Below are 215 nucleotides of genomic sequence, written 5' to 3' on the forward strand. Positions count from 1 at the left end.
CTCGTCGCCGCCCTCGGCGTCCAATCGGGCATCTCGAAATCTGAGGTGTCGCGGATCTGCGCTGGCCTCGACGTCGAGGTCGCGGCGTTCCGCGAACGCACGCTCAACCACACCACCTTCCCCTACGTCTTTCTCGACGCCACGTATTGCAAGGTGCGGGTCGGCCCGCACGTGGTCTCCCAGGCCATGGTCGTCGCGACCGGCGTGTCCATCGA

General features: G+C 66.5%; 1 protein-coding gene. It reads left to right on the top strand.

Features of this window, described 5'->3' with window-relative positions; genetic code table 11:
* On the top strand, window positions 1-215 hold a 215-nt coding region (locus TBIF_RS24220), incomplete at both ends, for an IS256 family transposase (RefSeq protein WP_038172472.1).

Source organism: Tomitella biformata AHU 1821 (assembly GCF_000524475.1).
Taxonomy (GTDB): Bacteria; Actinomycetota; Actinomycetes; order Mycobacteriales; family Mycobacteriaceae; genus Tomitella; species Tomitella biformata.